General features: G+C 65.8%; 23 protein-coding genes and 1 pseudogene. 8 read left to right on the plus strand and 16 right to left on the minus strand.

Annotated elements, in window-relative coordinates; all coding sequences use genetic code 11:
* Positions 1–21 precede the first annotated feature (21 nt).
* The 4 genes from AR323_RS00525 to dksA all read right to left on the minus strand — a co-directional run bounded on the left by AR323_RS00525 (position 22) and on the right by dksA (position 2977).
* Positions 22–468, minus strand: coding sequence for a DUF4112 domain-containing protein (locus AR323_RS00525; RefSeq protein WP_235510404.1), 447 nt, complete (start codon positions 466–468; stop codon positions 22–24).
* Positions 469–508: 40 nt separating this feature from the next.
* Positions 509–1879, minus strand: a complete 1371-nt coding sequence (locus AR323_RS00530; RefSeq protein ID WP_235510405.1) for an ABC transporter substrate-binding protein — start codon at positions 1877–1879, stop codon at positions 509–511.
* Between the two features lie 141 nt (positions 1880–2020).
* The gene (locus tag AR323_RS00535; RefSeq protein WP_235510406.1) at positions 2021–2449 is read right to left on the minus strand and encodes a PilZ domain-containing protein; all 429 of its coding nucleotides are present in this window, start codon (positions 2447–2449) and stop codon (positions 2021–2023) included.
* Between the two features lie 69 nt (positions 2450–2518).
* The gene (gene dksA / locus AR323_RS00540) at positions 2519–2977 is read right to left on the minus strand and encodes an RNA polymerase-binding protein DksA (RefSeq protein ID WP_057882000.1); all 459 of its coding nucleotides are present in this window, start codon (positions 2975–2977) and stop codon (positions 2519–2521) included.
* 279 nt (positions 2978–3256) lie between these two features.
* Here dksA and AR323_RS00545 point away from each other — a divergent pair, with 279 nt between their 5' ends.
* Positions 3257–3583: an SEL1-like repeat protein gene (locus tag AR323_RS00545; RefSeq protein ID WP_057882001.1), complete on the plus strand. Its 327-nt coding sequence runs from the start codon at positions 3257–3259 to the stop codon at positions 3581–3583.
* Positions 3584–3595: 12 nt separating this feature from the next.
* Here the strand turns inward: AR323_RS00545 and AR323_RS00550 are convergent, their stop codons facing one another.
* Genes AR323_RS00550 through AR323_RS00570 form a run of 5 tightly spaced genes read right to left on the minus strand, consistent with a single transcriptional unit; the run spans position 3596 to position 6929 of the window.
* Positions 3596–4729, minus strand: coding sequence for a GNAT family N-acetyltransferase (locus AR323_RS00550; protein WP_057882002.1), 1134 nt, complete (start codon positions 4727–4729; stop codon positions 3596–3598).
* Positions 4726–5466, minus strand: coding sequence for a glycerophosphodiester phosphodiesterase family protein (locus AR323_RS00555; protein WP_235510407.1), 741 nt, complete (start codon positions 5464–5466; stop codon positions 4726–4728). The genes AR323_RS00550 and AR323_RS00555 overlap by 4 nt, the downstream gene beginning before the upstream one ends.
* A gap of 4 nt (positions 5467–5470) precedes the next feature.
* Positions 5471–5932 carry a RidA family protein gene (locus AR323_RS00560; RefSeq protein ID WP_057882004.1) on the minus strand — a complete coding sequence of 154 codons (462 nt, stop codon included), beginning with the start codon at positions 5930–5932 and terminating at the stop codon, positions 5471–5473.
* Positions 5929–6564: an HAD family hydrolase gene (locus AR323_RS00565; RefSeq protein ID WP_057882005.1), complete on the minus strand. Its 636-nt coding sequence runs from the start codon at positions 6562–6564 to the stop codon at positions 5929–5931. The genes AR323_RS00560 and AR323_RS00565 overlap by 4 nt, the downstream gene beginning before the upstream one ends.
* Positions 6561–6929, minus strand: coding sequence for a DUF3572 domain-containing protein (locus tag AR323_RS00570; protein WP_321164518.1), 369 nt, complete (start codon positions 6927–6929; stop codon positions 6561–6563). The genes AR323_RS00565 and AR323_RS00570 overlap by 4 nt, the downstream gene beginning before the upstream one ends.
* Between AR323_RS00570 and AR323_RS00575 the strand changes: the two genes are divergently transcribed.
* Genes AR323_RS00575 through spt form a run of 3 tightly spaced genes read left to right on the plus strand, consistent with a single transcriptional unit; the run spans position 6923 to position 8863 of the window.
* The gene (locus AR323_RS00575) at positions 6923–7312 is read left to right on the plus strand and encodes a response regulator (protein ID WP_057882006.1); all 390 of its coding nucleotides are present in this window, start codon (positions 6923–6925) and stop codon (positions 7310–7312) included. The two genes, AR323_RS00570 and AR323_RS00575, sit on opposite strands and share 7 nt — an antisense overlap.
* Positions 7313–7367: 55 nt before the next feature.
* A complete protein-coding gene (locus AR323_RS00580) occupies positions 7368–7610 on the plus strand; it encodes an acyl carrier protein (RefSeq protein ID WP_057882007.1) in 243 nt (80 codons plus the stop codon).
* The gene (gene spt, locus AR323_RS00585; RefSeq protein WP_200956654.1) at positions 7607–8863 is read left to right on the plus strand and encodes a serine palmitoyltransferase; all 1257 of its coding nucleotides are present in this window, start codon (positions 7607–7609) and stop codon (positions 8861–8863) included. The genes AR323_RS00580 and spt overlap by 4 nt, the downstream gene beginning before the upstream one ends.
* Before the next feature lie 395 nt (positions 8864–9258).
* Here the strand turns inward: spt and AR323_RS00590 are convergent, their stop codons facing one another.
* On the minus strand, positions 9259–9909 hold the full coding sequence (locus tag AR323_RS00590) for a YqaA family protein (protein WP_057882008.1): 651 nt from the start codon (positions 9907–9909) through the stop codon (positions 9259–9261).
* A 67-nt stretch (positions 9910–9976) separates the two neighbouring features.
* Here AR323_RS00590 and AR323_RS15315 point away from each other — a divergent pair.
* The 4 genes and pseudogenes from AR323_RS15315 to AR323_RS00610 all read left to right on the plus strand — a co-directional run.
* Positions 9977–10120 (plus strand): annotated as a pseudogene (locus tag AR323_RS15315) (ATP-binding protein); the annotation flags it as partial.
* Between the two features lie 31 nt (positions 10121–10151).
* Entirely contained in the window at positions 10152–10523 is a 372-nt protein-coding gene (locus AR323_RS00600; RefSeq protein WP_057882010.1) for a DUF2793 domain-containing protein, read from the plus strand.
* Positions 10524–10716: 193 nt separating this feature from the next.
* The gene (locus tag AR323_RS00605) at positions 10717–11868 is read left to right on the plus strand and encodes an OmpA family protein (protein WP_057882011.1); all 1152 of its coding nucleotides are present in this window, start codon (positions 10717–10719) and stop codon (positions 11866–11868) included.
* Between the two features lie 91 nt (positions 11869–11959).
* Positions 11960–12490 carry a superoxide dismutase family protein gene (locus AR323_RS00610; RefSeq protein ID WP_057882012.1) on the plus strand — a complete coding sequence of 177 codons (531 nt, stop codon included), beginning with the start codon at positions 11960–11962 and terminating at the stop codon, positions 12488–12490.
* On the opposite strand, the gene AR323_RS00615 is transcribed toward AR323_RS00610, so the two are convergent.
* The 6 genes from AR323_RS00615 to AR323_RS00640 form a co-directional block, all read right to left on the minus strand.
* Positions 12477–14090: an MFS transporter gene (locus AR323_RS00615; RefSeq protein ID WP_200956655.1), complete on the minus strand. Its 1614-nt coding sequence runs from the start codon at positions 14088–14090 to the stop codon at positions 12477–12479. The two genes, AR323_RS00610 and AR323_RS00615, sit on opposite strands and share 14 nt — an antisense overlap.
* Positions 14087–14800 carry a 7-cyano-7-deazaguanine synthase QueC gene (gene queC, locus AR323_RS00620; RefSeq protein ID WP_057882013.1) on the minus strand — a complete coding sequence of 238 codons (714 nt, stop codon included), beginning with the start codon at positions 14798–14800 and terminating at the stop codon, positions 14087–14089. The genes AR323_RS00615 and queC overlap by 4 nt, the downstream gene beginning before the upstream one ends.
* 44 nt (positions 14801–14844) lie before the next feature.
* The gene (locus AR323_RS00625) at positions 14845–15261 is read right to left on the minus strand and encodes a DUF3617 domain-containing protein (RefSeq protein ID WP_321164519.1); all 417 of its coding nucleotides are present in this window, start codon (positions 15259–15261) and stop codon (positions 14845–14847) included.
* Between the two features lie 97 nt (positions 15262–15358).
* Positions 15359–16270, minus strand: coding sequence for an Hsp33 family molecular chaperone HslO (hslO, locus tag AR323_RS00630; RefSeq protein ID WP_057882014.1), 912 nt, complete (start codon positions 16268–16270; stop codon positions 15359–15361).
* Between the two features lie 39 nt (positions 16271–16309).
* Positions 16310–17239: an ornithine carbamoyltransferase gene (gene argF / locus AR323_RS00635; RefSeq protein WP_057882015.1), complete on the minus strand. Its 930-nt coding sequence runs from the start codon at positions 17237–17239 to the stop codon at positions 16310–16312.
* Positions 17239–18429 carry an aspartate aminotransferase family protein gene (locus AR323_RS00640; protein WP_057882016.1) on the minus strand — a complete coding sequence of 397 codons (1191 nt, stop codon included), beginning with the start codon at positions 18427–18429 and terminating at the stop codon, positions 17239–17241. Before AR323_RS00640 ends, argF begins: the two co-directional genes overlap by 1 nt.
* Between the last annotated feature and the right edge of the window lie 130 nt (positions 18430–18559).

Genomic DNA, 18559 nt, shown 5'->3' on the forward strand with positions numbered 1-18559 from the left:
GGCGGCTTAGCCCGGGGCGGTTCAGCCGTCGATAGTGCGCGCCGCCGGGTGATGCTTGTCGAGGTGCCGCTTCACGATCTTCAGGTTGCGGGTGTTCGACTTGAACACGAAGTCGATCGCGTCACCCACCACCGGAATCGCGCCGACTGCGGTATCGAACAGCACGTTGCCGCTCATCCGCCACAGCTTCCATTTCGGAAGGCCGAGGTTCCTGGCCTCCCAGACGATATACATGCCCATCGCCGCGGCGACGAAATCTCCGATGACGGGGACCAGGCCGATGATCGAATCGAGGCCGATGCGATAATTCACGCCGGGGATCGCGAAACTGTTCTCGAGCAGTTGCTCCATCGCCTCGATCCGGCGGCGGATCGAGACGGGGTCCGTCCCCATCGGCACCTCGAAGCCCATCGGGCGTGCGCCCTTGTCGCGCTCGCTCGCGGGATCGATCCTGGTCGTCGGTTCCATCGGCGTAATCTCCTGCCCGTCCTGCGTGGTGCGGGGCCGTTTATGTGGGGGCCAGCGCCAGCGGGTACAACGGATGGACCGCCCAGCGGTTCTCGGCAAATCCCTGGATATCGCCGCGCACCAGCGACCAACGGACCGGCGCGCCGAGCGGGATATAGCCCTGCTGCGCGGTCAGGCGGGTTTCCGCCTCGGCCAGCAAGGTCGCCCGCGCCGCCGGGTCTACCTCGCGATTGGCGGCGCGGACAAGCTCATCGGCCTTGGGATCGCACAGCACCCGCCGTACGGCGCAGGCGAACTGGTTGAGGTACCACCGCCGGTTGCCGAACCGGGCGAGCGTGTCGATCAGTTCGAGGTCCGCCGCCTGGCCCGCACGCGCCCGTACGGCATTGACGCCGACCTCGCGCCAGTCGGCGGCGATCTCCCGCAGGAGCAGGTCGGACCCCGGTCCTTCGGGCAAGGCGACGGTCAGGGTCTTGTCGCCCGCATAACCAGCGATCCGGCGCGCTGCATCGGCGCGCCGCTCTTCTATCGTCGAATTGGACCACCGTTCGGTCGCCGTTTCGCCGACCGCCGAAACGGGCACGATCCGCGTACTGGGAATCCACCCGGCGATGTTGAACGGGGCGAGCAGCGTCTCGCGCTCGATCGCCAGCCCCAGCGCCTCGCGCCGGGCAGGCTCGGCCAGCAGACCCTCGGGACGCAGCACGCGCAGACCGAGCAGCCCCTGTGCTGCGTCGAGCCGCACCGTTCCGCGCGACAACGGCCCGGTGGGGGCGAGCGGAAAGTCGACGATCGTCCCGCCCAGCACCAGGTCGACTTCGCCCGCCACGAAGGCATCGACCGCTGCACGGGACGGCAGGGCGCGTATCGCGAGCACGCGGGTCCCTTCGCGCCAGTTCTCGCTGATCGGCAACCCCCGCGCCTCGGGCGGCAGGAGCGACAGCCGGACCGCGCGCTCGTCTCGCTCGAGGGTCATCGGTCCGGAGCCGGCCTGGCGATGGAATACCCCCATCTCGGGCTGCGCCAAAAGCTGCAGCAAGTCCGGCATCGGACTGGACAACCGAATTTCGATCACGCGCCCGGTCATGGCGCGCACTTCGGATACGGGCGCGAGGTCGAGACCGAGCGAGGTCCCCGACAGATCGCGAAGGGTGCGCCGCAGGGCGTCGCGGACCTGTTCGGCGGTCATGGGACGACCATCGGGCCAATCGGAGTTCCGCAGCCGGAAGATGTACGACATTCCGTCGTCGGTCACGATCCAGCGCTCCGCCAGCGCTGGGATCACTTCGCCGGTAGCGTCGAGACCGACGAGGCCCTCCACGGTCGCGGCGCGTACCTGCTGTCCCGGCATCGACAAACGCAAGCCCGTTTCGAACGGGGCATCGCGGTCCCCGATAAGCGCGATCCGCACGGCTCCCGAATCGGCAGAGGAACCGCATCCCGCAAGCAGGAGAACTGCGGCGGCGATGCAGAAAGTTCGGGTGCGGTCGAGCATTGCCGACCGGTTAGCAGGTCCGCGCCCGCCAGTCAGCGGCCCGATTGGCCGCAAAGCTCAGATAGTGCGAAGCCGCTTCGGGTCGGGTTTCGCCAGCGGCCCGATCGACGCCGGTCGCACAAAACGCGGAGCCGCGGTTTCCCCTGTGCCGACGGTGCTGCGCGGCGCCTTGGGATCGATTTCTTCGCCAAAGGCTATTCCGAAGCGCGTGTCGTGCACCCACGCCACGTTGCCCGTCACCGGCGGCAGGTTTTTCAGCGTGACGGTAACCCTTGTTCCCGCGAGCACCTGCAGATCGCTTTCGGCCATCATACCCGCGGGAGACAGATTGCGTACGCGCACGCGGTGCGTGGCGGGATCGCCGTCGAAGCGCAGTTCCGCGCTCAGGAACAAGCTGTCACGGTTGACGTGTCGTGTATCCACACCAGACATCGCGAGCGTGTTCTCCGGAATCGTTTCTTCGGCCCAGCCTGCCTCGAACGGCACGCATGGCCAGAGCGTTAGGCCGGACAATCTAAATAATGCTTAACCCGGCGGAAGGGTTTGCCGCGCGTATCAATCGTCGCGAGAGATCTTTTCGCGGCGTTCGTGCGCTTCCTGCGCCTCGACCGTCATGGTCGCGACCGGCCGGGCGATCAGCCGCTTCAGGCCGATCGGATCGCCGGTGACTTCGCAGAAGCCGTATTCTCCTGCGTCGATCCGCCGCAGCGCCGAATCGATCTTGGCGATCAGCTTGCGCTGGCGGTCGCGGGTCCGCAGTTCGATACCCCAGTCGGTTTCGCTGGATGCACGGTCGTTAAGATCCGCCTCGCGGATCGGACCGTCCTGCAGCGACTGAAGAGTGGCATTCGCGGCGGAGAGGATCGAACGCTTCCATTCGAGAAGCAGCATCCGGAAGTAATCCTGCTGCGCCGGGCTCATGTACTCCTCGTCTTCCGACGGAGCGTAATCGGGCGCCAGCGACCGCCGGGCTTTTTCGAGTACATCGATGTCTTCGCTCGCCAAGGTGGCCATCGTCGCCCTCAATAATCCTGTCCCGCCAGGCCCGCTGCCCCGGGCGTTCCCGGTGGCACCATCCCGGCGGCCTCGGCGCGCCTATAGGGACGGGTCCGGACGGGCACAAGCCAACTCGCCGGTAGCGCGCCCCTAGGCGGGGAAAACTTAAGCGGGGCCGAACAAATCACGCTGTGGCCGATATTTTTCCGGCGCGCCGTTAACGACTTGTTGACCATAAAGCGGTGAAGTCGGGCCAACGGCGGCATGGGGGCCTGCCGGAGTTGGGGGGAATAACCGATGGAACTTCGCCGGATAGAAAGCGGGTCGATACTCAAGGGACCGACTGCCGCGGACATGCTTTTGGCGCACTGCCTTGCCGCCGCGGCGCAGGGCGATACGTCAGCGCTATACGACCTTGGAGTGGCCTACTCGACCGGAAGCCACGGCGTAAGCTGCGACCTGATCGAAGCCCACAAGTGGTTCAATCTTGCCGCGGTGCGCGGTCACGAGGAAGCGGCCTGGTGCCGCGCCGACATCTCCGACGAGATGACCGCTCGCGATATCGCTGAAGCCCAGCGCCGGGCGCGCGAATGGCTGCGGACCGGAGAACGCCGCGCCGCGTGATCGGCAGAACGCCTATCCCTTCTTGAAAGGCGTGCGTTCGGCCAGCCATTCGGCATCGACCGCCACGCCTTCGCGCTCGCGCTCGAGAAAATCGGCCACCGCCGCGCGGAAGCCGGGATCGGCGATCCAGTGGGCCGAGGTGGTCTGGACCGGGCCATAGCCGCGCGCGATCTTGTGCTGGCCCTGCGCGCCGGCCTCCACCCGCGACAGGCCCCGCTCGATCGCTTCGTCGATCGCTTGGTAATAACACAGCTCGAAATGCAGGAAGCGCCGGTCTTCCACGCAGCCCCAGTACCGCCCATACAACGCATCGTCGCCCGCGAAGTTGAGCGCACCGGCCACCGGCCGCTCGCCTTCGAACGCCATGACCAGCACGATTCGCGATCCCATCCGCTCACCCAGCAGATCGAAGGCCTCGCGTGTGAGGTACGGGCTGCCCCATTTGCGGCTGCCGGTATCCTGGTAGAACACCCAGAACGCGTCCCAATGTTCCGGCAGGATGTCCGCGCCCGAAAGGCGGCGTATCACCACCCCCTCTTGCGCGGCGGCGCGCTCCTTGCGGATCGCCCGGCGCTTGCGACTGGCGAGATCGCCCAGGAAGTCGTCGAACGAGCCATAGCCGCGGTTCTGCCAGTGGAACTGGATGTCGTGGCGGATGAGCCAGCCGGATGCCTCGAACAGCGGAACCTGCGCGGGTCCGACGAAAGTCGCGTGGATCGACGACAGCGCGTTCGCCTCGGCGAACTTCTCGGCAAAGCGCAGGAGATGCGGCGCCAGCGCCGGCTCCCGCGACAAGATGCGCGGACCGCTCGCCGGCGTGAACGGCGCGGCGATCTGGAGCTTGGGATAATAGCGCCCGCCGGCGCGATGCCACGCGTCCGCCCAGGCGTGATCGAACACGTATTCGCCCTGGCTGTGGCCCTTGAGATAGGCCGGCAGCGCGGCGACGAGCCTTCCCGCATCCTCCAGCACCAGCGGGGTCGGCAGCCAGCCGGTTCCTTCGCCCACGCTGCCCGAATCCTCGAGCGCGGAGAGAAACGCATGGGTCATGAAGGGATTGCTTCCGCCAGTGAGCGCGCCCCACTGATCTTCGGGCAGGCCGGCAACGCCGTCCGCCATGCGCGCGACGAGGGCACCGTCGCTCATGCCAGCCCCGCCCCTTCGGCGATCGGCGCGTCGGCATGGGCCGCCGCCCGCGCGCGCAGGTCCGGTGAGCGCACGGTCCAGGTCAATAGCGGCACGCCCCGCGCGCGGTGCGCGGCGGCAAAGGCGCTAGGAAGATCGCGCACGTCATAGGCCAGGAAATGGGGCCGAGCATGGCGGAATGCCAGTCGGCGTCGCAGGCGACCGGCCATGCCACGATCGTTTTCTTCGGTCACGACCAGACCGCGCACCACGCCGGGCGCATGATCAGCGAACCATTTCGGCACACGCGGGTCGAAACTCATAACCGCAACTGCGCCTTCGTGTGACCGCAGTGCTCGCTCGACCGCCGCACACAAGGGCACGGGATCAAACTCCCGCTTCGACTTGATCTCGATCAGGAGCGGAACCAGCCCCCCGACCTGCGCCAGCAACGCCTCGATCGTCGGAATGCGCTCTCCGCCCACGCGCAGAGCGATCCGTTCCAGCTCCGCGCAGTCGCGCGCGGCGACATCGCCCGCCTCATCCGTCAGCCGCTCCAGCGTCCAGTCGTGGAACACCATCGCGCGCCCGTCGCGGCTGATCTGGACGTCGCACTCGATGCCCAAGCCGCGGGCGATCGCGCCCTCGAACGCGGCAGTCGAGTTCTCGGCGACGCCATCGCCATGCAAGCCGCGGTGGGCGTATTCCCAATCGCGCAGCCAGCCGGCCCGCCCGGCGGCGGAGGCCGCAGCCTGCATTCGATCAGTCGGCGCGGATGGCGACAATCGCATCGACCTCGACCGCGGCGCCAAGCGGAAGCACCGGCACGCCGACCGCGCTGCGGGCGTGCTTGCCCGCCTCGCCGAACACGTCCGCCATGAGTTCGCTCGCGCCGTTGGCGATCTTGGGCTGGCCTTCGAAATCGGCGGACGAACTGACGAACGCGCCCAGCTTCACCACGCGCTCCACCCGGTCGAGCGATCCGAGCGCGGCCTTGAGCTGCGCCAGGATCATCAGCCCGCAAGCCCGCGCGGCGGCGACACCGTCTTCCATCGGCACGTTCTCGCCCAGCCGCCCCTTCACCAGCGCGCCGTCCACGAACGGCAACTGGCCAGAGACATAGGCCACGCCGCCATGGACGACGACGGGAACGTAGGCCGCGACCGGCGCGGCTGCGACCGGCAGCTCGATCCCAAGTTCGGCGAGACGGGCGTCGATACTCATGTGGTTTCCTCTTCGCGTATGATTTCGTCGAGCAGCCAAGGCAGGGCATGCTCCCAGGTATCGATCCGCGCATGGGCGTCGCCGACCCGATGCGCGCAGGTGATGCGCTCCGCCAGCATCGGCTCGCCGCACAGGTGCAGGCGGCGGATGTGCGGCACCTCGCTGCCGACCGAGGCGTGGTGCTGCGCCAGGTCGTCGATGAAGACCGCGCGGCTCGGCGCGTATTCGTCCATGATCGCCTTGAGCGCGGGCCCCTTGGGGCCCTGGTTGGTGAACACCCGCGTGTGAATGCCGTGACCCGCAAGCTGTTCGAAGCGCATGTCCCGGTGGCGATCGGTCAGGTTGGTAAGCACGACGACGTCGGCATGCTCGGCTAGCCTCGCCATGCCCTCGACCGCCCCCGGGATCGGGGTCTGGCGGTGCATTTCGGTGTCGAAGAATCCGCGCAGCAGGCGCCAGATCTCTTCTGGCGGGACCGGCGCATCGCCATCGGCATATTTCATCGCGCCGGCAAAATCATTGCCGACCATCTCGAAGCGGACACCCTGGCTCTCGTGCAGCCAGTCGCGAAAGGGCGCGACCATGTAGAGCAGGACCTCGTCGCAGTCGGAGATCACCAGCGGCCGGCTCATGCGGTAAGCTCCCGGTGCGCGGCGACAAGCTTTTCCGGTGGCACGTTAAGGGCATCGGCGGCGAGGAGCAGGTCGGGTTCGTGCCCGGCCAGATATTCGAGCACGGCGGCAAGCGTCGTGCGGTCGGTCAGGTTGTCGCGCAGCACGTCCGGCGTAAGGCCGGTGAGCGACAGCAGACGCTCCGCCCGATCGTCGTCGGCCAGCACCCAGCCGAGTGCCGACAGCGCGAGGGTATCGGCATCTCCGGGTCGATGATGAATTTCGGCGGTGATCGTCAGCGTCCCATTGTTTCGGTGAACCGTAGGCCCTAGTCGCGCCGAAGCCCGAGGTTCGGGCGCAACCGGGAGTGGCTCACGCAGTGGCAAAGAGAATCCTCGTTGTCGAGGACAACGACCTCAACCGCAAACTGTTCTGCGACGTGCTGCGCGCCAACGGTTTCGAGGTCGAGCCGGTGGCCGACGGGGAGTTGGTGCTGAATGCCGCACGGGCGTTCGCGCCCGACCTCGTGATCATGGACATCCAGCTGCCCGGCGTGTCCGGGGTGGACCTGATCGCGGCAATGCGGCGCGACGCGATGCTGAACGACACCCCCGTCCTTGCCGTGACCGCCTATGCCGGTAAGGGTGACGAGGAGCGCATCCGCGATGCCGGGGCGACCGGCTACCTGTCGAAACCGGTGTCGATCGGCCCGTTCATGGCGGCGGTCAAAGGGCTCGTTCCAGGCCAGGGACCGGCACCCGCCGCTTGACAAGCGCGCCTCCTGAACGCTTTCACCGCCGACGAACAACAGGACACCCCTTCCCATGACCCGCGATCAAGTCGACGCCCGCATCCGTGCCATCGCCGAGCCCTTCAACAAGAAGGGTGTGGAAATCGACGAGGACACGACGTTCGCCGGCGATCTGGAATTCGACAGCCTGACGGTGATGGATTTCGTCGCCGCGATCGAGGACGAGTTCGACATCATCATCTCGATGAACCAGCAGGCCGAGATCGAGAGCTGGGGCGACCTGGTCGACACGGTCGCAAAAATGGCTTCGCAGTGAGCGAGGGCGTTTCCCAGCCGGACCAGCCGCAGGCGCTGGCGGGAGAAGGGCGCGACCTGTTCTCCAAGTTCGATCCGCTCATCGCGATGCGCGAAGGATTGCTGGCGGGCGGCCAGGAGGATCCGTTCAACCTGGTGATGGAGAAAGTCCTCTCCCCCACCCGCGCCATCTGCAACGGGCGGGACACGATCCTGCTCGGCACCTACAACTACATGGGCATGACGTTCGACGAAGACGTGATCGCCGCGGGCAAGCAGGCGCTCGACGAGTTCGGCAGCGGCACGACCGGAAGCCGAGTCCTCAACGGGACCTACCAGGGTCACAAGGAGTGCGAGGACGCCTTGCGCGAGTTCTACGCCATGGATCACGCCATGGTGTTCTCGACCGGGTACCAGGCCAACCTCGGCATCATCAGCACGATCGCCGGCAAGGGCGATTACATCGTGCTCGACATCGACAGCCACGCCAGCATCTGGGACGGCTGCAAGCTGGGCGACGCCGAAGTCGTGCCGTTCAAGCACAACGACATCGAGGCGATGGACAAGCGGCTCGGCCGGATACCCGAGGGCGCGGGCAAGCTCGTGATCCTCGAGGGCGTCTATTCGATGCTCGGCGACGTCGCCCCGCTCAAGGAGATGGTCGCGGTCGCCAAGAAGCACGGCGCGATGGTGCTGGTCGACGAGGCGCACTCGATGGGCTTCATCGGCGAGCACGGGCGCGGTGTCTGCGAAGCGGCGGGCGTGATCGACGACTGCGACTTCATCATCGGCACCTTCTCCAAGAGCGTCGGCACGGTCGGCGGCTTCTGCGTCTCGAACCACCCGAAGTTCGAGATCATGCGGCTGGTCTGCCGCCCCTACGTGTTCACCGCCAGCCTCCCGCCGAGCGTGGTGGCGACCGCGGCGACATCGATCCGCAAGCTGATGCACGGCTCCAACAAGCGCGCGCACCTGTGGGAGAATTCCAAGCGCCTCCACGGCGGGCTCAAGGCGCTCGGCTTCCAGCTCGGCACCGAGACGCCGCAGAGCGCGATCGTGGCGGTCATCATGCCCGACCTCGAACGCGGCGCGATGATGTGGGAGGCGCTCCTCAAGGAAGGCCTCTACGTCAACCTCGCCCGCCCGCCGGCAACGCCCGCCAACATGACGCTGCTGCGCTGCTCGCTGTGCGCCGAACACTCGGCCGAGGAAGTCGAGACGGTACTCGGCATGTTCGAGCGCGCCGGCAAGGCGGTGGGGATCATCGAAGGCTAGGCTGAGGCGGGGAGCGTGCGCCGGGCGCGGTGCCGACAAATGCGGGGCAACCCGCCGAGGCTGCAAAGACGGTGGAGGATGCGCGAAGCACCCCCACCGCCGCGCCCGAAGGGGGGCGGCTCGTAGCGGCCGCCGCTCCTCCAACTGGTCACGCGACCGCGATCGCGGTTCGGCGCTAATGGGCGACACCGCGGGCAGCCCGTCGAGGGCCGCCGCAGCGGGTTCTGGATCCGAAGATGTTCTGGCGGCGGGCTCAGCCCCCGGGCGGGGCGAGTGGCGACGGCCGACGCGATGTGTGCTGCTCGATTCGCGCGCCGTATATAAGATTTTTCTTGATTAGCAAACGCTAATGCAAAGTGCCTGATTCGGCTATGCTTTCGCGAGCGACAATCGCGTCAGGCGCGCTCCACCAGCGTTGCCTGCGAGCACTTGTCGGTGGCCGCATCGTCGCCGTCGGACAGATAGGCCAGCGCGACGAAGCCGCCGACCAGCAGTACCGCGAAGATCGTGGTGAGCGTGCCCAGGTACTTGTCGATCATCCGCTTGATCGGCGCGCCGAACACGCGGAAGAGGATACCGACCGTCATGAAGATCAGCGCGCGCCCGGCGATGCTGGCCAGGATGAACGGCACCAGCGCCATCTCGATGAAGCCGGCGGTGATGGTGAGCAGCTTGAACGGAACCGGCGTCGCCCCGGCCAGGAAGATCACCTCCCAGTCGCGCTCGCGCAGGTGGCACGCGGCCACCGGGAAAGCTTCGGTGAGGCCCAGCATCCCGAGCATCGCCTGCCCCACGGTGTCGTAGAGCAGGTATCCGATCGCGTAGCCGAACAGGCCGCCCGCGACCGAGGCGATCGTCGCCACCGCGGCGAAGCGGATCGCCTTCTTCGGTTCGGCCAGGCACATCAGGCCCAGCAGCGGATGCGGCGGGATCGGGAAGAAGCTCGCTTCGATGAAGCTGATGAACGCGAGCCAGCCCACGGCGTGCGGGTGCGCGGCCTTGTCCATCGTCCAGTCGTAGAGCGCGCGCAGGGGTCTCATCACCATGATGCGGCGCGCGTTAGGCGGGCAGGCCCGGATAGGCAAGCAGCCGTTTATAACCTATTTGGCACTGAGCGGCGTGCTCGCCGCGCCGCCCGGAGCCCTCGCCCCCGAATTTGAGCAGTCGCTGCGGCGGCTGACCGCGCCCAACGGCGCTCAGGCTTATCTGTATTCGGCGGAAGAGCCCGAAACCTTGCGCGGCCCGCAGCACAGTCACACTCGCAGGTCAGGCACAGAAGGAATTCTTCGTGAATGCCGCTATCTCGCGGGCCGATGTCCTGTTGCGCCCCCTCATCGAGGCGGAGGTCACAAATCCACCGGAAGATCCCGTAGAGGGTTACTGCTGGCTCATCGCGGCGGATGCCACAGGAGAATGCGCCGAAATGCAGGGCAAGCTGGCGTATCGCCAGGCGGGCGAATGGCGGTTTGCAGAGCCTAGCGTCGGCATGCGCGTGTATGACCGGTCGAAAGGACAGTTCCTCATTTACCACACCGGGTGGACCTGCGCCGATCCCGTGGAAGAGCCGCAGGGCGGTTCCGTAGTGGATACCGAAGCGCGCATAGCGATCGGCCTCATGCTGGAGGCCTTGAAGGGCCAAGGGATTCTCCCGCAAATTTGACGGGAACCGCGCCACCGAAACTACGTTTAGGCCGCACAAGGAGGGCTTCAGCGCCAGATTATTCCGGACAGGCACCCAAACCGATGCTTATCTGCAACAGTTCGGTGCTAAAGCCTGCTTGCCACCCATGTGGGGAAAAGTTAGAAAATGATCCGCTCGATGGCTCAAATTCGCTAAAAAGGGGAATACTATAATGCGGAAACTCGTCATTGGCATGGCGCTGGCATCGACTGCCATCGCTTCGCCCTCTCTCGCCCGCGACGGCGCATGGTATGTCGAATTGAACGGCGGACCGATGATCGTCGAAGACATCGAATTCGATGTCGGCGCAATCGATAACGCCGTGACTGTCGACACCAAGAAGGGTTACGACTTCGGTGGCATCGTAGGTTACGACTTCGGCTTCATCCGCCTCGAAGCGGAAGGCAGCTATCGCTCGGCCGATATCGACACGCTGTCCTCGGCGACTGCTCTTCTTCCCACCAGTGCGGTAGGGGACGTTTCGGGAACCTACACTGCCGGTGGCGACGCCAACGTGCTGAGCTTCATGCTCAATGCGATGGCCGACTTCGGTCCCGACGACGGCCTGCAGGGCTTCGTCGGCGGTGGTGTCGGCGTTGCCCGCACGAAGATCGACGGCGCGACCGTCGACCTTTCGAGCCCCGGCTTCCTCGACGATTCGGACACTGGCTTCGCGTGGCAGCTGCTCGCAGGTGTTCGCGCTCCGCTGACCGAGACGATCGACGTCGGCCTGAAGTATCGCTTCTTCAACACCGCAACCAACGACTTCGTCGATGCGCGCGGTCGCGACGTAAGCGGCAAGTGGCGTTCGCACTCGCTGCTCGGCACCATCGGGTTCAACTTCGGTGGCGCACCTGCCCCGATGCAGACCTGCTGGGACGGCACGCAGCTTCCGATGGACGCAACCTGCCCCGCTCGGCCGGTTCCGCCCCCGCCGCCGCCCCCGCCGCCGCCGGTCGTTACCGCTCCGGTCTGCAACAAGGGCCCGTACATCGTGTTCTTCGAGTGGGACCGTTCGGACATCACTCCGGAAGCAGCGACGATCCTGAACAACGCCGTGTCGGCTTATGCCAACTGCGGCAGCGCAGCGGTCATGCTGGCCGGTCACGCCGACCGTTCGGGTGCGACCACGTACAACGTGGGCCTCTCGCAGCGTCGTGCCGATGCGGTACGTTCGTACATGTCGGCTCGTGGCGTTCCGGACACCCGGATCTCCAGCGAAGCGTTCGGCGAATCGCAGCCGCGCGTTCCGACCGCCGATGGCGTGCGCGAGCTCCAGAACCGCCGGGTGGAAATCACCTACGGTCCGGGTTCGGGCATGTAATCTTCGGCATCAGTCGAAAAATGGAACGGGGGCCGGAGAAATCCGGCCCCTTTTTCGTTTGATGCTTCGAACCCATCAAACGGAGAACGAGATGAACGCCCTACATCGCCTGTTGATCGTGACTGCTGCCCTGCCCGTCGGCGCGTGCAGTACCATCGCAGATCTGCCGAACGAACGGATCGGCGGCGCAACCCTTTCGCTGGCCAACGGTATGCCTGCCGGTACAGTCCAGCTGGTCGCGAACGGAAGCACGGTCAGCCTTGTCGCGGCGGTTACCGGCATATCTCCGGGGCCACACGGTTTCCATCTGCATGCCGTCGGAAGTTGCCAGGCGCCCGATTTCACTTCGGCAGGCGGGCACCTGAATCCGCTTTCACGCGAGCACGGGACGGCCAACCCCGACGGGCGCCATGTCGGCGACCTGCCCAATATCACGGTCCAGCCTTCCGGCACCGGCTCGCTGACAGCCGAACTTCCCGGCACACGCGCTCAGGTCGAGGAATGGGTGTTCGATACCGACGGGACCGCGGTCGTCGTCCACGCGAACGCCGACGATTATCGGACCGATCCGACCGGCAATGCCGGTGGCCGGATAGCCTGCGGAATTATCAAGCGGTCTTGAGCGCACCCTCGCCTGCCGCCTCTGCGCGCGCGAGAAGCGACGCGGAGGCGGCAGGGACGAGCCGGATCGCCGCGATCAGACAGGCGAGACCGATGGGAACGGCCCACAGGGTCGAGCGGACCCCGAGTGAAATGTCCCCTCCGTTCGATGCCGAGACCCATCCCGCCAGGAACGGTCCAAGTGCCAGCCCGACGAGGGTTGTTGCCAGGAAGAACGTGGCGGTCGCCACACCGCGCATCCTCGGCAACACCAGCGACTGGCTCGTGGCCGCCGCCGCACCCAGCGCGCTCGCCGCGAGGAACTGGCCCAAGGCCGCGCAAACATAGAAAACTGTCTCGGACTGGGTGGTGAAGGTGATCCAAATCACCGGAACCGGTGCAACCAGGCCGAACAGCACGACGAAGAGTCGTCCTGCGGCGAAGCGCACGAAGAGCCAGTCCGCCAGCCGCCCCCCGGCGATTACGCCCAGGAAGCCTGCAACAGCAGCGGGTGCGCCTACCAGCCAACCGATCTGCGTCTTCGGGATCGAGAATGCGATCTCACCGTATGGAGCCGCGAAAAACGAGGCCGCGTAGGAAACGAAAGACACCATGCCATAGCCCAGGATAGTCATCAGGAACGCCGGCGATCCCCAGGTAAGGCGGAAACTGGGAAGATCGCGGGCGCGTTGTCCGCAGGCCCAACTGAACACCGCATAATAGCCCACCCCAAGAAACAGCCACTGATCCGACACCGATCGGATGAAATTGCCTTCTCCGGCCGGAACCAGCGCAGTCATCGCCACAGCAGCGCCTGCAAATCCGATCGCCGCGAGGATATTGAGCAATAGCGCGCCCACACCGCGCCGCAGCGCCCCGATCAGAGTGAACGGCGGAATGATCTGCAGGAGCTCGTCGAAAAATCCACGAAACGGTGCGGGGTCGCGCGGCGTCGGGATGCCGTCGATCGCGCCACGAACGGGTTCGCGAAGCGTCAGGACCCAGACCGCCAGCAGCAGGCCCGGCAATCCGACGGCAATGAAGGCAGCCTGCCATCCCGCCAGGCCCAGCGGTCCGCCACCGGGATAGGCCTCGTTCCATCCCTCCACGATCAGGCCGCCGATCAGCAGCGAAACGCCGCCGCCGATGTAGAGGCCCGACGAGTAGATCGCGAGCGCGGTTGCCCGAAGACGTGCGGGAAACCAGTCGGAAATGAGCGAGTATGCCGACGGACCCGCCGTAGCCTCGCCCACGCCCACGCCGATCCGCGCGCCGGTGAGCATGGTGCCGTTCTTGGCGAAGCCCGACACCGCAGTCATCAGAGACCACAGGGCGAGACCGATGGTCATCAGGCGAACCCGGTGCCAGCTATCGGCGAGCTTCCCCAGCGGAATACCGAACAGCGCGTAGAAAATCGCGAAGGCGGTGCCGTACAGGAAGCCGAGAAACGCATCGTCGACCTTCAGGTCGGCTTTGATGTCGTTGGCCAAGATCGAGAGGATCTGCCGGTCGACGAAATTGAGCACATACACCAGCACCAGGACGCCCAGTGCGTACCAGCTGTAGGCCGGGACTTCCGCATCGTCCGGCACGCCCACAGCGGCCCCAGTGTTTTCGCTCAAAAACCCTCTCCCAAGTTGTTCGGTCGGTCGCCGAAGTAGGCGACCCTATCCGTCAATCCCGCGTCCGCGAAGCCCTTTCGACGCAAGCGGCAACTGTCGCAATGTCCGCACGCCGAACCATCGGGCGCCGGATCGTAACACGACCAGCTCCAGGCGGAATCGAGGCCCAGCCGCGCCGATTCGCGCGCAATATCGGCCTTGGTCATATGCTGGAGCGGCGCATGGATTGTGAAGGCATGGCCTTCTGCACCGGCTTTCGTGCCCAGCCGTGCCGTCTCGGCAAAGCTGGCGATGAACTCGGGGCGGCAGTCGGGATAGCCCGAATAATCGAGCGCATTCACCCCGATGAAAATGTCACGCGCGCCGGAGCTTTCGGCAAAGGCGGCGGTAAGCGCGAGAAACACGAGATTGCGCGCCGGCACATATGTCACCGGAATGTCGTCGCCGACACCGCCCTTGGGGACGGCAATGTCGTCGGTAAGCGCGGAGCCGCCGAAGCGCCTCAGGTCGAGCGGCAGCACGACATGCCGCTCCGCACCGAGACGGCTTGCGATGTCGCGAGCGCAGTCGAGCTCGCGAACGTGGCGCTGCCCATAGTCGATCGACAACGCGTGAATGATGAAGCCCTGTTCCCGCGCGATAGCGGCGGAAACCATCGAATCGAGGCCACCCGAAAGCAGGACCACGGCGATAGGGTGATCAGCGGACATGGCGCCCCGCTAGGCGGTCGCAAAGGCGTGGGCAACCGCCGTTTCTAGCGGCAAGGCCCCAGTCGCCGCGCCTCGGCGGTAAAAGCGAACGGCAGGCCGGCTGCGATACCCTGGCTGTCGATCTGAACGAGGCTCGCGCTCTCGCGGCGGATGTTCGTCCGCCCGTAGCCGTTCCCCTTGCAGGTGTATTGCACGGTCACTTCGCTCGCGCCGTCATCGACGATGAAACGACTGCAAGCCGGACCGGAATGCTGGAGCTGGATCAACTCGGTGCCCGAGCGGAGGCACATCCGGCGGCTCTCTCGCCCGTCACGGAACCGTATTTCCCACTGGCCGTCCTCGAGCGCACTCAGCATCGCCAGCGAAGGCGCTTGGGCGGCCGCGGGGGTGAGCAATCCGGTCGCGTACATGCCGGCCGCGATCGCGAATGATCGCGCCGCGGCCACAATCGCCAGTCGCATTGAAACAAACTCCACCTGCGCCCGCGAATTACCGTCAGAACGCGCTTTTAGCAGAAACCGCGCCGCCGATAAAGTGTTCCTCACGCGCGACGGAGCGTTAGTCCCGGATCGGGAACTGCCGCGAACAGAACGCGCAGTCGACCATGATCACCCCATCCTCGTTGCGCATCTCTGCGCGCTCCTCGGGTGGAAAGCGGGAAATGACCTTTGCGTAGTGCTCGGTCGAGCAACGACAGCCGCGCTCGATCGACGGACCGCGTTGCACGCGAACCTCATCCTCCTCATGAAACAATCGCCAGACGACCGCCTCGAGCGACAAGCCACCGTCGAGCAGTTCATCATGGCGAACACTGCCGGCCATGATCGAGACGTGTTCCCATTCCGGATGGTCCATCCGTACGTGGAGCCGCTCGCGCCCTTCCTCGCCGTCCGCGAGATGCTGGACTAGCAACCCGGCCGCGACCACGCCGGACGCGCCGGAGCGCACCGCCACACGGATCAGGGTCGGCACTTGCTCGGACTGGCTGAAATAGCTTTCGCACGCCTGCGCGAGCGATTCACCTTCCAGAGGCACGATCCCCTGATAACGACCTTCCCCGGCGGGAAGGTCGAATGTCATCGCAAGGTAGCCCTTCCCGAACAGCGCATAGAGCGACGGATTGGCACCCAGGGCCGCCAGTCGCTCGTGATCGAAATCGACGTAGCCGCGCAACTCGCCGCCGCGCCAATCACAAACCAGAAGCCGTACCACGCCACCCTCGGTCTGCGCCTGCATCGTCAGCTGCGCGCCCCCTTCGACGCTGTCGCTTTCCTTGAGCAGGCCGCCGATCAGCGCCGCGAGGACGAGGGCCTCGGCGAGCAGATGGGTGATCGCCGGTGGATAAGCGTGCGCCGACAGGATTTCTTCCAGCACGCCGTCGAGGCGCACGGCACGGCCCCGCGCATGGCGCGAAGGGATGGAGAAGCCGAGCATCCGCTCGGCATAGGTTTCTTGCTCGGTGTCGTTCATCGGGCGCGGATATGGGGCCGCGCGTGCCGGTTCGCTAGGTCAGAGCAGGCCCAGGCTCCACAGCAGCACGGATTTCTGCGCGTGGATGCGGTTCTCCGCTTCGTCGAACACCACCGACTGGTCGCTTTCGAAAACCTCCTCGGTCACTTCCTCGCCGACATGCGCGGGCAGGCAGTGGAGGAAGCTTGCATCGGGTTTGGCGAGAGCCATGAGGCGCGCATCGACCTGGAACGGCGCCATCGCCGCAAGCTTGTTGGGCGCATGGTCCTGCCCCATCGATACCCAAGTATCGGTGACGACGATGTCGGCGCCGCCGGCGGCTTCGGCGGCATCGCGCGTCAACGTCACTTTCGAACCGGCGGCGCGCGCCATTTCAACGAATGCGGATTCCGGTTCGTAACCTTGCGGGACTGCGACGCGGACGTTGAAGCCGAGCAGCCCGGCCGCCTCGAGCACCGAGTGCAGCACGTTGTTGCCATCGCCGAGCCACGCCAGTTCGAGACCTGCCAGCGACTTGCCCTGCTCTTCGATGGTCAGGAGGTCGGCGACGATCTGGCAGGGATGCGAACGATCGGTGAGCCCGTTGATGACCGGCACGGTCGAGTGCCGCGCCAGCTCTTCGATCTTCGCGTGATCGTCGGTCCGGATCATGATCGCATCGACCATCCGGCTCAGGACGCGGGCGGTGTCGGCAAGCGATTCGCCGCGCCCCAGCTGCGTGGTGCCTGCATCCATGATCAGCGCGGTTCCGCCGAGTTGCCGCATGGCCATGTCGAAGCTCACCCGGGTCCGGGTGGAATTCTTCTCGAAGATCATTGCCAGCACGTGCCCGGCAAGCGGAGCGTCGGCATCGGGTTTGCCCTTGGGCCAATCGCGCCGTGCGGCCTTGCGAATATGAGCGTCTGCGAGCATCGCCCGCAGCGCCGCGGGTCCCGCATCGGACAGGTCGAGGAAGTGCCGGCAGGCCATCACGCGGCCTCAGGCGGCTGGTAACTCGCTGCACCCGCCGACAGCTTGTCGAAGAACTCGTCGAACTCGGCGTCGCCCGCCACTAGCGGCGGCAGGATGCGCAAGGTGTTGTCGCCCGCCGCCACGGTCAGCAACTGGTGGCCATCGCGCAGGTGAACGTAGAACGGGCGGCTCTCACCCTTCATCTTGAGGCCGAGCATGAGGCCCTTGCCCCGGACGCTGTCGAACAGTTCGGGGTAGTTGCCGATGAACTGCTCGAGCCGGCTGCGCAGCCGTTCGCCCTTCTCCGTGACTTCGGCGAGGAATTCCTCGCCCGCCACGGCATCGAGGACTGCTTCGCCCGCAGCCATCGCCAGTGGGTTGCCGCCGTAAGTGGACCCATGACTGCCGACGACCATTCCGCGCGCGGCCTTCTCCGTCGCCAGGCAGGCACCGAGCGGGAAGCCGCCGCCGATACCCTTGGCGGTCGCCATGATGTCGGGCTCGATCCCGTAATGCTCGTATGCGTACATCTTGCCGGTCCGCGCGACGCCGCACTGCACTTCGTCGAGGACGAGCATCAGGTCGTGATCGTCGCAAAGCGCGCGCAAGCCTTGCATGAAGGCGTCGGATGCGGGCCGAATGCCGCCTTCGCCCTGAATGGGTTCGACCAGGAAACCGGCCGTGTTGGGGCCCATCAGCGCCTTCGCACTCTCCAGGTCGTCGAATTCCGCGTACTTGAAACCCGCGAGCAAGGGCAGGAAGCCCTTGTGCATCTTGTCTTGATTGGACGCGCTGATCGTCGCCATCGTCCGGCCGTGGAACGCGTTCTTGAACGTGATCAGTTCGTATTTGTCGTCGTTGCCGACATGGCTGTGATAGGCACGCGCCGCCTTGATCGCGCACTCGACGGCTTCGGCGCCGGAGTTGGTGAAGAATACCGTGTCGGCAAACGTCAGGTCGACAAGGCGCTGCGCCAGGCTTTCGCCCTGCGGGCTTCCGTAGAGGTTCGAGACGTGCATCAGCGTTGCCGCCTGCCGCTGGATCGCGCCGATCAGCCCTTCGTGGCTGTGGCCGAGGAGGTTGACCGCGATGCCGCTCGCGAAGTCGAGGTAGCGGGTCCCGTCTTCGTCGATCAGATGGCAATGCTCGCCGCGAACGGGGCGGACGCCGCACCGGGGATAGACGGGCATGAGCGGGGTGATCGACATCGGGAAAGTCCTCTTTGCGTGAATTCGGGTAGCTGAAAACGACGAATGGCGGCCCCGCCAATCACATGGAGGGGGGCCGCCATTCGCGCCGTTTATGGTCTGGCAAACGCCCGGCGCATGCACCGGGCCT

The sequence above is a fragment of the Tsuneonella troitsensis genome (assembly GCF_001441535.1).
In the GTDB taxonomy this organism is placed as follows: Bacteria; Pseudomonadota; Alphaproteobacteria; order Sphingomonadales; family Sphingomonadaceae; genus Tsuneonella; species Tsuneonella troitsensis.